This is a genomic window from Cytobacillus gottheilii (genome assembly GCF_900166665.1).
Lineage (GTDB): Bacteria > Bacillota > Bacilli > Bacillales > Cytobacillaceae > Cytobacillus > Cytobacillus gottheilii_A.
Genome location: NZ_LT800494.1, coordinates 2,465,367 through 2,477,924 on the forward strand (window position 1 = coordinate 2,465,367; position 12,558 = coordinate 2,477,924).

General features: G+C 37.9%; 13 protein-coding genes and 1 pseudogene. 2 read left to right on the forward strand and 12 right to left on the reverse strand.

Annotated features, from left to right (window positions below; all coding sequences use genetic code 11):
- Positions 1–40 precede the first annotated feature (40 nt).
- Together helD and kynB are read right to left on the reverse strand one after the other, a co-directional pair.
- Positions 41–2,326 carry an RNA polymerase recycling motor HelD gene (gene helD, locus B7E07_RS12155; protein ID WP_080846114.1) on the reverse strand — a complete coding sequence of 762 codons (2,286 nt, stop codon included), beginning with the start codon at positions 2,324–2,326 and terminating at the stop codon, positions 41–43.
- A gap of 190 nt (positions 2,327–2,516) precedes the next feature.
- A complete protein-coding gene (gene kynB, locus B7E07_RS12160; protein ID WP_080846115.1) occupies positions 2,517–3,134 on the reverse strand; it encodes an arylformamidase in 618 nt (205 codons plus the stop codon).
- 102 nt (positions 3,135–3,236) lie between these two features.
- On the opposite strand from kynB, the gene B7E07_RS12165 reads away from it, so the two are divergent.
- Positions 3,237–3,818 (forward strand): kinase, encoded by a 582-nt coding sequence (locus B7E07_RS12165; protein WP_257391443.1) that lies wholly within the window; start codon positions 3,237–3,239, stop codon positions 3,816–3,818.
- A 587-nt stretch (positions 3,819–4,405) separates the two neighbouring features.
- On the opposite strand, the gene B7E07_RS12175 is transcribed toward B7E07_RS12165, so the two are convergent.
- From B7E07_RS12175 to B7E07_RS12200, 6 genes are all read right to left on the reverse strand, one after another.
- Positions 4,406–4,714: a hypothetical protein gene (locus B7E07_RS12175; RefSeq protein WP_080846117.1), complete on the reverse strand. Its 309-nt coding sequence runs from the start codon at positions 4,712–4,714 to the stop codon at positions 4,406–4,408.
- 73 nt (positions 4,715–4,787) lie between these two features.
- Positions 4,788–5,825, reverse strand: coding sequence for a hemolysin family protein (locus tag B7E07_RS12180; protein ID WP_080846118.1), 1,038 nt, complete (start codon positions 5,823–5,825; stop codon positions 4,788–4,790).
- A 51-nt stretch (positions 5,826–5,876) separates the two neighbouring features.
- Positions 5,877–7,181 carry a hemolysin family protein gene (locus B7E07_RS12185; RefSeq protein ID WP_080846119.1) on the reverse strand — a complete coding sequence of 435 codons (1,305 nt, stop codon included), beginning with the start codon at positions 7,179–7,181 and terminating at the stop codon, positions 5,877–5,879.
- Between the two features lie 40 nt (positions 7,182–7,221).
- On the reverse strand, positions 7,222–7,605 hold the full coding sequence (locus B7E07_RS12190; RefSeq protein WP_080846120.1) for a helix-turn-helix domain-containing protein: 384 nt from the start codon (positions 7,603–7,605) through the stop codon (positions 7,222–7,224).
- A gap of 192 nt (positions 7,606–7,797) precedes the next feature.
- Complete coding sequence (locus B7E07_RS12195) at positions 7,798–8,739, reverse strand: Gfo/Idh/MocA family protein (protein ID WP_139785627.1); 942 nt, start codon at positions 8,737–8,739, stop codon at positions 7,798–7,800.
- A 150-nt stretch (positions 8,740–8,889) separates the two neighbouring features.
- Positions 8,890–9,096: a helix-turn-helix transcriptional regulator gene (locus B7E07_RS12200; protein ID WP_080846122.1), complete on the reverse strand. Its 207-nt coding sequence runs from the start codon at positions 9,094–9,096 to the stop codon at positions 8,890–8,892.
- 176 nt (positions 9,097–9,272) lie between these two features.
- Here B7E07_RS12200 and B7E07_RS12205 point away from each other — a divergent pair, with 176 nt between their 5' ends.
- Positions 9,273–9,668: a helix-turn-helix domain-containing protein gene (locus tag B7E07_RS12205; RefSeq protein WP_080846123.1), complete on the forward strand. Its 396-nt coding sequence runs from the start codon at positions 9,273–9,275 to the stop codon at positions 9,666–9,668.
- Between the two features lie 33 nt (positions 9,669–9,701).
- On the opposite strand, the gene B7E07_RS12210 is transcribed toward B7E07_RS12205, so the two are convergent.
- From B7E07_RS12210 to B7E07_RS12220, 4 genes and pseudogenes are all read right to left on the reverse strand, one after another.
- Positions 9,702–10,199 (reverse strand): GNAT family N-acetyltransferase, encoded by a 498-nt coding sequence (locus B7E07_RS12210; protein WP_080846124.1) that lies wholly within the window; start codon positions 10,197–10,199, stop codon positions 9,702–9,704.
- A gap of 11 nt (positions 10,200–10,210) precedes the next feature.
- The gene (locus B7E07_RS12215; RefSeq protein WP_080846125.1) at positions 10,211–10,738 is read right to left on the reverse strand and encodes a DinB family protein; all 528 of its coding nucleotides are present in this window, start codon (positions 10,736–10,738) and stop codon (positions 10,211–10,213) included.
- Positions 10,739–11,761: 1,023 nt separating this feature from the next.
- Complete coding sequence (locus tag B7E07_RS23760) at positions 11,762–11,917, reverse strand: hypothetical protein (RefSeq protein WP_176215177.1); 156 nt, start codon at positions 11,915–11,917, stop codon at positions 11,762–11,764.
- 149 nt (positions 11,918–12,066) lie between these two features.
- Positions 12,067–12,558 (reverse strand): annotated as a pseudogene (locus B7E07_RS12220) (MerR family transcriptional regulator); the annotation flags it as partial.

The window sequence follows — 12,558 nt, forward strand, 5'->3', positions numbered from 1 at the left end:
GAATGCCATTTGGTTCGGCATTCTTGTTTGTAAAGCTGATTTAAAATACTACTTTTCGATAACTCGATTGGTCTGCTTCTTTTAAGAAGATGTTTGTTTCTTTTGTTTGGAACAGGCATAATTCATGCATCGCTCTTGTACAGGCCGTGTAGAACAATTTCCGTTCTCGTTCTTCTGTATAGTCGTCTGCATCGATCACGATCACGGCATCAAATTCAATTCCTTTGGCCAGATAGGCGGGGATTATCTGAACACCTTCAACATAGTCAGTTGTGGTTTTTTCAATAAGATGAACAGTCAGCTGCTCCCTAATGCTCTGATAAATCTCAGCGCTTTTCTTCGCCGTTTTCGTAATGACCGCAATATTGTTAAAGCCTTTTTGCTGCAGAGCCTCTATATTTTCAATTAAGGAAGGATATAACATATCTTCTGTTGCAGTGATGGCAAGAGGCATTTCACCTTCCCGGTCAAACGGTTCAATAAGGTGACCATTTGCAATAAAGCTTGATGTGAACTGGCCGATCTGCTTGGTGGATCGGTAGCTTTTTGTTAGTGTTAAGAATTCTGCTTCTTCGCCTGGAAAAATGGTCTCCCGGTCTAAGGAATGCCAGTAAATGGCCTGGTTGATATCCCCGAGCAATGTCAGCTTGCTGTACGGAAATAAAAAGCGCAGATAGGCAAACTGAAACGGCGAATAATCCTGTGCTTCGTCTATAAAGATGTGCTTGATAGATCCATTTGTTTTGCGGCCTTCAATATGGTCTTTCAAATACAAGAAAGCGGTAGCATCCTCATAAGATAAGCAATTTTTATCGATTTCATTGATTGTTTTTTCTTTCATATGTTCCCAATAAGACGCCGTGTTATCTCTTGTAAATAGTTCTCGATACAGCTTTTTAAAATCAATGTATTTAAGCTTTTTCACATAATTTTTTAACGGTTTAAACGTCTGGCTGACAACTTTGTTGATTAAATATTTTTCTTCTTGGTCTAAATCAGCAAAATCATCTTCTTTTTTTTGCATATGCTGAAATGCCTCTAAATAGTCTTCTCTGTCCAAAAGCTCAATCTCTTCTTGTACCCATGAAGCTTTTCGTTCTTTTTTCTCTAACTGACGGATCTCCTTCAATAGCCATTCCTGTAAAAGCTGGATCCGATTAGGAATCGGCAAAGCTTGATCATATTGATAAAATTGCTGATAGAGATCCTGGGCTGTTATGAGCCTTCGTCCTTTAAACACGATGTCCTTAAATAGAAGCCCTTTGTTCGATAATGATGAGATATACTCATCAATAAAAGTCTTGAACGCAGTTTGCGATTTATATTGGATTTCTTCAAGTCGTATAGTTAGATGTTCTGAATTTGAAGAAATCAGCAGCTCCTCCAGCTGATCAAATGGATCCTCTATGTCAAAGCTGCCTGATAAACGCCTCTTTACATATTCTTGATAGGTCATTTGCTCTGTATTTTCTTCCCCAAGTTCTGGTAAAACACTGGACACATAGCTGTTAAATAAAGGATTTGGTGATAAAAACAAAATATTGCTCGCCTGCAATGTATCACGATGACGATAAAGTAAAAAGGCAGCACGCTGCAGAGCCGCGGATGTTTTTCCGCTTCCTGCTGCTCCTTGTACGACCAGAATTTGACTTTTTTCATTGCGGATTAAGGCATTTTGTTCTTTTTGAATGGTCGCAACAATGCTCTTCATTTTGGCATTGTTCTGCCCGCCAAGTACTTCCTGCAGCATTTGATCGCCAATGGTAAGACCGGTATCAAACATCGCGGTAATCTCTCCGCTTTTAATCATAAATTGCCTTTTCAATGTCATCTCACCATGAATGAGCCCAGATGGAGTCTTATATTCTGCTTCACCAGGTGAAAAGTCGTAATAAAGACTCGAAATAGGGGCACGCCAATCATAAATTAAAAACTCTTCATTGTTTTGATCCATCAAAGAAGCAATGCCAATGTAAATGGGCTCCGCTTCCTTCTCTCCATCTTCATGAAAGTCAATGCGTGCAAAATAGGGAGAATCCTCTAAGCGCACTAATGTTCTTAATTGCTGATCAATGATATCTTTGCTTCGCTCACGTTCGGCCAAAAGCTCAGCCTGCTGTTTCATACTTGTAAAGGTTTCAATAACATCATCCGGTTCATCGAGATTGACTGTCACATCTTCCCAAAAGGTTTGTTTAAGATGCTGTGCTTCAGAGCCGATCACATCTGTTAAACCGGAATGCTGTTTAATTTTCTCTTTAATTTCCTTCACTACGAGATTGACTCTCTGCTGTTCTTCCTGCTTTTTATTCAATTCTTCGCTCATGTAACCGCTCCTATACGAAAATTTTAAAGCAAGATGGTTGACATTCATTTATTTTTGTAGTAAAGTATAATTAGATATTTATGAATGAAACCACTTTTTAGTTAGTCCGATTATTATCATACCATATTGTTGAGTCGTCTTCAACATTACATATTGAAAAGCGTCTGTTCATTTGAACAGACGCTTTTTTTTATTTCCTAAGAATGGCTCGTACTGGACTTCCATCCGCTTTCTCTATTTTGAGCGGCATTGCAATTAACTCATACTCACCGGTTTCCACTGCATGCAGGTCAATTGATTCCAGGATATAAATGCCTTCATTATTTAATGCATGATGAGCAAGCATCTCTTTGCTGTTAAGCGGGTCAACCGATGGAGCCTCTACTCCAAGAAGCCGTACACCTGCTGAGGCAAGAAAGCTCGCTGCCTCTGGGTCTATATATGTATAGGATTCAGGAAATACAGCTGCATCTGGCCATGAGCCTGTTTTAATCAACAGCCTCTTCATGCCTTGAATGTCATGCTTTTGCAAATCCTCCACTGTTATATATGCCTTATTCCTGATCTCGATCACAAGAGCAGGTCCAATATATAACGATAAATCCAATTCCTCTATTCTTTTTCCTGTATCATCGAAATGAAACGGAGCGTCAACATGGGTGCCTGTATGTGTACTCATCGTCACCATTCCAACATTCGCTGATCCATTTTCAGCCAGCGCTGAGCTAATTTTATATGAAAATGGTGTATCTCCAGGCCAAACGGGCATACCGTTTTTTAGGCTTCTCGTGATATCAATAATGGTCATTATGATGTCCTCCTTATGATTCTTTATATTTATGGAAGTAAATATGTTTTAAGTAACTTTATTTGGGCTCGGAACGTCTGTTTCATGAAGGGAGCTGAAACAGTGAATATAATAGAGTTTATCCAAAAGAATGATAATGATGGTAGACTTATCATTGGTATTGATGGTTTAAGTCGTTCTGGAAAAACCACTTATGCAAAACAGCTTGAAAAAGAATTATCAGCCTTATCTTATTCAGTAGTTGTTTTACATATAGATGATTTTATTACATGCCGATCAGATCGATATCATACAAAATTTGAAGAATGGTATGAATATTATTATTTACAATGGAACTCAATTGAACTTAAGAATAAATTATTTAATAAAATAAAATCAGCTAGTGTTCTGCAATTACCATACTACATTAGCACTTTAGATAGACGTATACAAAAAAATGTGAGTATTAGACATGCAGATATCATTATGATTGAAGGTGTCTTTTTACAGCGTCCCCAATGGAGAGATTCGTTTGATTTTGTCGTTTATATAGAATCAACACGATCTGCTCGATTTAATAGAGAAAATGATGAAACGAAAAAGGATATTGAAAAGTTCAAAGAAAGATATTGGAAAGCTGAGGATTATTACATTCATAATATAAATCCTGCTAAAAAGGCAAATGTCATCATTTCGAACCTTTAACATTCTTTCGGTTGTTTAAGGTAAAAACGTGAACTATTGAAGAGTGTTTTTTGCTGTACCAGAAAATCTGAACTCACCTGATTGGCTCTTTGGAAAGTTTGCATCTATGAATCGGTACATGTTCTTCCGTCTTATTCTTTTACCCTATTATATCTTTTTTCATTTTCGTAATATTGCAAGATGCCGGTGACAACGTAAAATATAAGTATAAAGATCATAAAAAATATTAAAAAAGGTACATTCACTTCATTAAAGGATTGCCTGTAAAGCGCAATAGGTGTCATTCCATAAGCGAATAAAGGGGTCAAAGAAGAGATTATTAATATTAGGACTATTGATCTTACACCCTGTATCAATACATTTCTCCAATAGCCTTTCTCTCTTGTTTTTTTCCATCTTCGTGCAAATTTTTGTTCAAAATGTTCATGTCGAATGAGGCGATAAAAGCTTAAAGGAATTAGGATCACGGCTATAAGATAATAGAATGGCAAATAGTAGATTTGCATAAGAAGAGGCAATATCAGCATGGCAATAGATGCGATTATGAGTATGATGGTTTTGATTATTTGTTGGATGATCATCACTTCCTATTTAAACAAAGAAATAAAATGTATCACAAGCGCCAAAGTTGATAGCAGAAAAACGAACCAAAACGTAAAAGATGTCACTCTTTCTTTCAAGAGCGTTGTCTTTTTTTGAAAAATAAACACGCGGACAATGGTCACGAAGCAAAACAGGAAAAAAGCTAACGCAAAGGAGATCATTCCAGCATCGGCAGCTGATTCTATGCCATAATACTCATCAAGCAGCCTAAGTCCATAATGGGCACCAGTAAAACCAATGAGTATGAAAATAAGGATTTCAAATAGTGTTACCAAGTATAACTTCAGGTGCATTCCCTATACCCCCTATCCCCTAACTTTAACATAAACATGAAAAAAAGGTCATCCCTAAGAATGACCTTTTTCTTTAAGCTCCATTATATTCGTCTTTAATTTCACCAACAATTTCTTCTAAGATATCTTCCATCGTTACAAGACCTGTTGTTTCACCTTTACCAGAAATGACAAGGGCCATATGAACATGATTTTGCTGCATTTTAAGAAGGACTTCTTTTAATGAGCTCGTTTCAGGGAAACGGGGGATGTCATGGATCAAATCTTTAATTTTCCCTTCTCTTCCGGCTGCAATGCTGGTCATCATTTCCTTTGTATTGACAAAGCCAATGACTTTCTCATTTGCTTGGACAGGATATCGGGTATAATCATGTAATTCTAAAACCTTGATGATCTCCGCAAATTCCATATCCTTTTGCAGCATAACCACTTGCTCTTTAGGTATCATGATATCTTTAAGAGAACGCTGATCAAATGCGAAGATATTCTTCAAGTATGCAAGTTCTGTATGATTGATCTCTCCGCTTTCGTAGCTTTGGTTTACAATTAATTTTAGCTCTTCTTCTGAATGGATGGTTTCGTGCCCAGCAGGCTTTACACCAAACATACGAAGCAGCCATGTTGCTGAACCGTTTAATGCTTTAATAAACGGATTGGTTATTTTACCGAACCAATACAAACCAGGGGCAAGCAGCAATGTCATTCTTTCAGCATATTGGATGGCAAGTGTTTTAGGCGCAAGTTCACCTAGAACAACGTGTAAAAAGGTAACAATCGCCAATGCAATTGCGTAAGAAAGAAATGTCGCTAAGCTTTGAGGAACGTCAAACCGTTCAAATACCGGATGCAGGATTCTTTCCACTGTAGGTTCCCCAAGTGCTCCAAGAACAAGAGCTGTGATCGTGATGCCCAGCTGACAGGCAGATAAATAATAATCGAGCTCATGTGCCACTTTTTTAGCCAAAACGGCTTTTTTATTTCCTTCTGCGATAAGCTGATCGATTCGAGACATTCTCACCTTCAGAATGGCAAATTCAGCTCCTACAAAAAAGGCTGTCAGGCCAATAAATACGGCCACCAAAAATAAATTCAATCCTATTAATCCGTCCAATTATGTCCCTCAAAAGAGGGATTCACCTCCGAGTTGTTTAAAATACCTGCTTTACTGTGCAGAAAGTTCAAGCATGACGACCTTCACTTGAAAATGATCCATTTCAATGACCGTCCATATATGATCACCGTGTGTAAAAGTATCTCCGGATTCAATTAAGTCTACCTTTTGATGCTGCAGCCAGCCGCCAATCGTTGCGATATCCTCCCGATCTTCGAATACGATACCGAATTGATCCACTAGGTCGTCTAAAAGAACGCGACCATAAATCATATATTGATTTTCAGCGCTATGAACGATATCCTCGTTTTCATCTTCATCAAATTCATCCCTTATTTCTCCCACAATTTCTTCTAAAACATCTTCCATTGTGAGCACGCCTGATGTGCCGCCGTATTCATCAATGACGATAGCCATATGAACCTGTTCCTGCTGCATCTTTAACAAGGCATCCTGAATTCTGGCTGCTTCTGGTATAAATGGCAGATCGCGCATAAAATCATTTAGTTCGATCGCTTTTCCAGCCGCTATATAGGTTAACATTTTCTTCACATTGACGACTCCGATGATTCGGTCCTTATCACCCTCTTTAATGACAGGGTATCTGGTGAAATTATGTTCATCAATTACAGCAACCATTTCTTCCTGGCTCATTTCAATATCGAGCGTGACAAGATCAATCCGCGGAACCATAATATCTCTGGCACTGCGCTCGTCAAAGGAAAATACATTTTCCATATACGCTAATTCTGTCCCATCAATTTCTCCGCCCTGGAAGCTTTGTGCCATTATAATTTTTAATTCTTCTTCAGAATATGCTTGGTCATGACCTGCAGGCTGCACGCCAAAACCACGAAGCAATAAACGCGAAGTCCCGTTTAATAGCCAAATGAGCGGATACATGATTTTTCCAAACCAATATAATGGTGCTGCCAAAAGCATCGTCATTTTTTCTGCAAATTGAATGGCCAGTGTCTTTGGTGCCATCTCCCCTACCACAACATGCAAAAAGGTAACAAGTAAAAAGGCAATTGCATAGGAGGCAATTGAAGAAACCTGATCTGATAGATTCAGTATATTAAATACAGGATATAGTAAACTTTCTACAGCTGGTTTTCCTAGTGCACCTAATCCTAATGCCGTAACCGTGATGCCTAATTGACAGGCTGACAGATAATAATCCAGATCACTTGCCACTTTTTTGGCCATGAACGCCTTTTTACTGCCTTCTGCAATTAACTGATCAATTCTTGACATACGAATTTTAACGACAGCAAATTCAGATGCTACGAAAAAAGCTGTCAGTGCAATTAAAATAACCAGTAAAATTAAATTTGTAATCGTAATGATGTCCAATGATTTCCCTCGGGTTGAGGGATTCACCTCCGTGAAATTGTTATAGCTCAGATAATTTTGTTAACGTTTTTGTTAGTTTCGTTTCGAGCATATTGCACACTCGCTGTTTTTCAGCCTCAGGCAGCTCATTGAGAGATTCAATTCTTTCATGAATATCTGTAATACGGTCTTCAATCTCTCTTATGGCAACTACCGAAGCCTCTTCGGAATGCAAATCCTTTTTAATTTCCTTTAGAGACATTCCTTTATTTTTCAACTTTTTTATTTTTTCAAGCGTCAGAAGTGCCTCTTCTGAATATAAGCGATAGTTCGAGCTTGAACGCTGAACACGCAATAAGTTATGCTGTGTATAATAATCAATTGTTCTGGGAGTTAAACCACTTAACTTTGCTACTTGACCGATACGAAATAATGACTTCCCAATTCACACACCTCCTTCAAAGCTAAAATAATGCTTTTCTATAACGTTATAGTTCTCTCATGTTATCGTATTAGTTATGTATTAAACTTACAAAAAACTGAAACCATCACGAGATAGTTATGATTGAAATTATACATTTATGTTGAATACTTTTCAACAAAAAAACACTTCACCCTAAGGCAAAGTGCATGTTGGTTACATAATTAAATCTTCAAGTATCTTCTGAACCTTAACACCTTCGTGGAAATCAACGAGCTGTGCGGCTTCTCCTCTGATCGCTTTTGTTAGCTCAAGTACCAAGTCGTGCTGATTTTCTCTCTTGATTTCTAAAACTTCTCCACTTGTTTCTGATGTGCTCACTGAAAGAACGCTCCAATTCGTTAAATCAATTGCCCCTTTTTCTCCATATACCTTGCAGGACAAATGTTCTTTTTGCCCTATCCCGCTTACACCATTAAATAGAATGGGAATATTGTTTTCTGTTTCAAGCCTGCTGATGAAGCCTGTTTCACATTTGGACAGGTCTTCTGGATAATCTACAAAACTAGCTGTCACCTGCAGGTTACCAAGAATATGCTGAAGCATTTGTATGTAATGTGGTGCTACTTCGCGAATAAAGCCACCCTGTTCTCTGCCTGCAATCCAATCGTTCTGCTGCCATTGACGCGGCCATTCAGTGAAATGAAAGTTTACTTCTGCTTTCTTCAGTTCACCTAATGACCCGCTTCTGATTTTTTCTTTAAATAGATGAAAAACATTGCTATAAACCATCGGAAAGTTAATGGCATGCACAATCCCAGCATCTTCAGCTGCCCTCGCCATCTCTTCTGCTTCAGCTAGAGAATTCGCAAGAGGCTTTTCACATAATAAGTGTTTTCCTCTCTTGATAATGTCAAGCGCAATCTTATGATGAAACTTCGGCGGAACAGCCAAATAAACGAGCTGAATCTGTTCATCCTCCAGTAATTGTGTATAATCTGTATAAAGAGAAACATCTGGAAGCTGTCCCTTGAAGCTGTTTAACCTTTCGTGATTTTGATCACAAAGAGCAGCAATTTCCACTTCTTTATGCTGCAGAAAGGTATTCAAAAGTCTTTCTCCAATTGCTCCTACTCCAATAATCCCTATTTTTATCATGCTGCACCTCATTCATAAGTTCTATAAGAGTATTATACTACTAATCTAAGAATTCTGAACAATAAAAATAGAGTGCTGAGTTTTTCTCTAACATTACGAAGAAAATTTGCCGTATTGGGACGAACCTTCATTATAATGATCGTTTGCATTTTAATTATTTTCTTCTTCTTCTTCAAAAAATACTGTCCACTGAAAACCAAGCTCCACTGCAATCTTTTTTGCAATAGAGACACTAGGGGTTCTTTCCCCATTTTCAATCATCCCATAATATTGCCTCGTAATATCCACTGAGTCTGCTACTTGCTGCTGGGTGCACTTCTTTTGGATTCGGTAGGTTTCAAGCCATAGTCTTCTCATTATTTGCAACCCCTCATTCTGATCCTATTAATTCCCATTATTATGAAACATTTTGTAGCTGTCGATAGAGTATTGATATTTTTCGTAGCTTCCATAACACGCAACAGTTTGTTGCTTTATAATGTCTTTAATAAGTACCGATATGTAAAGCTCTATTATGTAAGGGAGAGAAAAAGATGCTTCATATTCGACTAAAGGAACGAAGAAAGGAATTGAAGTATAACCAAGAGGATATGGCGAGAATGTTAGGCATCACCCGCCAAGGTTATGGTCATTACGAAACAGGCAGAAATGAGCCTGATTTTGAAATGCTGCTTCATATATCAAAAATTTTAGCCTGTTCCACTGATTACTTGTTAGGCAAAACAAATTTTATAACTCAAACCGTTCAAAATAGAGAGTATGAGGAAATCGCAGAAATTTCCCATGTTGTTAAGGAAGCAGGAATTGATTCATCCGCTTTCTTCAGCGCAAAAATGTGGAAGCACCTTTCGAAAGAAGACATAGATGAAATACACCACCATTTTGATTGGGTCATTGAAAAAGCAAAGAAAAGAAGTGAAGGAAAATAAGACACCGGGATACAGCTTCCGGTGTCTTATGCATTATATTGTTGAAAAACCATATGCTATTTCTTCTAATTGCTCTCCGCCCATCTCTATATTCAAACGCTCTAATTCCTTCCCTCCAAGCTTCTCATAAAAGGTCCGTGTCGGATTATCAGCTAAAACAAACAGCATAAACGAGTTCATGCCTTTGTCTATCATTTCTTCTCTACAATGCTGAAAAAGCGCTTTTCCCAAGCCTTTTCCATGTTCTTTCTTTAATAAATATAGAGTATAAATTTCTCCTGTGTATCCTTGATAATCCCCAGATCTTTCCTTGCCGCAATTTGCGAACCCAACGACTTCCTGAAGTTCATTTTCAGCAACATAGACCGTCGCATGTGGAATAATACTATTCCACATTTTTTCTCTATTTTCATACGATAAGTCCTCTAAATAGGAATCAGCCACAATTCCCTTGTATGTTTCACGCCAGCTATCAACATGAATTTGGGCTATCTTTGGGGCATCTTCTATGACCGCTTTTCTAATTTTCATTATATTCTCCTTTATTGATCCTTTTTTAATATCCCTAAATATTCGACCCACGGTCCCACATCTGCACGATAGGATTCAGCCATAATTCTAACGATCTGTGATATATGTGTTAGATCATGAACTGCCCAAGTGGATATGAGTTCGCGGACTTTCACGGTTCCAAAAGCTGGGTGGTAGCCTGTTTGTTCAAGTAAATCTTCTGAGGAGATCAGATGTTTTAAGGTTTCTATATTTTCTGCTCTCAGCTGTTTAAAAGTAAGTAATGCCTGTTCTAGGGGCACTTCATTGTTTTGCAGATGTGCAAAACGATCAAAAGCTGGGAATGCTTCTTTATCTCCTTCTATTAAAATAAATTGCAGGCGCGGAATCCAATTGGATCGCTCTCCTTCAATTAAATGTAAGACGACTTCCTTTGCATTCCATGTTCCTTCCCCTTCACGGCCATTTGTCCATTGACCACTTAATCCGGTTAAAAAAACATCTAACATATTTGGTGTTCTTTCCAAAATCTCAATCGCTTCACTTAGCTTGAACTTCATTATCTGCCCTCCTCTTTTTTTCTTTTCTATGACTATTTTAATCTATTCAGAATAAAACGAAAATAGATTTTGTTTTTTGATTAGAGGCTAAAGCTTCTGCATTGGTTTCTATAGGAAAACATAATTAAGGGAGGAAACGGGACTCTGAAATCCAGATACTGGTTATTAGAGGGGTGTTTAAGCCGGAATCACGACTCTAAAATCCAGATACTGGTTATTAGGCGTGTGTTTAAACCAAAAGCATGACTCTAACGTCCAGATACTGGGTATTAGGGGTGTGTTTAAACCGGAATCACGACTCTAAAATCCAGATACTGGTTATTAGGCGTGTGTTTAAACCAAAAGCATGACTCTAAAGTCCAGATACTGGGTATTAGGGGTGTGTTTAATCCAGAATCACGACTCTAAAATCCAAATACTGGTTATTAGGGGTATGTTTAATAAAGAATCATGACTCTGAAATCCAAACACTGGTTATCAGAGGTGTGTTTAAACCAGAAACGACACTCATAATCCAGGTATTATCTATCAAGGGGCAAGTTTAAGCCGGAAAAGCCCTAGTTTCTATCTGTTGAAAATGAAAGAATACGAGACAAGATCTGAGTTGCATCTAACCACTCTTCCAACATACCAGATGCCTTTGAACTGAATCTTGTGCTGAATTCATATTTCCTGAGATAAGAACAAAGAGGCTGGGACATAAGTATTTAACACAACCACAGAACCGAATGATTAGAAGTTAATATTTCTAATCATTCGGTTTTTTATTTGTTTAACATTTAATATTTCTAAACATGAGTGAAATGGAGCGGAGGACCCTCGACTCCTATGGGCAATAGAGGAAAGGGTGAGACCCCGCAGGAGCTTTGCTCCGAGGAGGCTCAGCTTCCTCCCCATGGAAAGCGAGGGTCTGGAGCGCAGGTGGAACGGGCTTGTGTAAACACGTAAACCTTAAAAATGAACATTCGTGTTTTACAAATAGTAATTTTGTTTTGTCCCAACCTCTTTTTGATGGATTCAGCATTATTTGAAATCACTCGACATTAATTCGTTAATTTTATATTCAAGCTGCTCAAGCTTCGTTTTAACCGCGTCCATTTTCTTTTGCAGTTCTTCCAGTTGAAAGCGATCTTTTTGCTTAGAAGAATGTTTGTCAACTGAGTTTTTTTGTGTGGACATATGCGATCACCTTCTCAATTAGATTTTTTTGTGAATTTGGTAAAAAAATCATAAACAGCAGCGTAACCGTTTTATATTATCTACTACAAAAAGAGCTGTATATTATTAGCAATTACCCTTTTTTCAATAAAACATGTAAGAGCTTATGGTTATTTCCAAAATTGCCACCAGTTTTTTTGAGGACTTTCTTCAGCTGCGGCTGTGTTACGAAAAGTTTCAATGAAATTTTGAAAACGATCCTCCCGCTCACGTACCTGCTGCCAATAAATTTCACGTTCCTTTTGAATCGATTCTATATAGATTTCACGATCTGAATTTAATGTCTCAATTAATGTACTAATTTCTCCGCTTGTCACTTCAGCTGAACTTGAAATGTAATGAATCATCGTTTTAAATTCCTCTGAAGAAGCATCAGATGATTCAGATATTCTTTTGGTCAAGGCATGATAATGATCGGAATGGCGTTTTGAAGCTCTCGAAACCCTTTTTGACAACGTTCCGACTACTTCGGAGGTTTGTTCCGAGGATTGTTGGATATGATCAGAAAGGAGATTAATTTCTGCCTTCGTATTTTCATTTGATTTATAAATTGAATCGGATAAACTTTTCACTGTATAGAGCGCGCCTTTTGAAATCTCCTT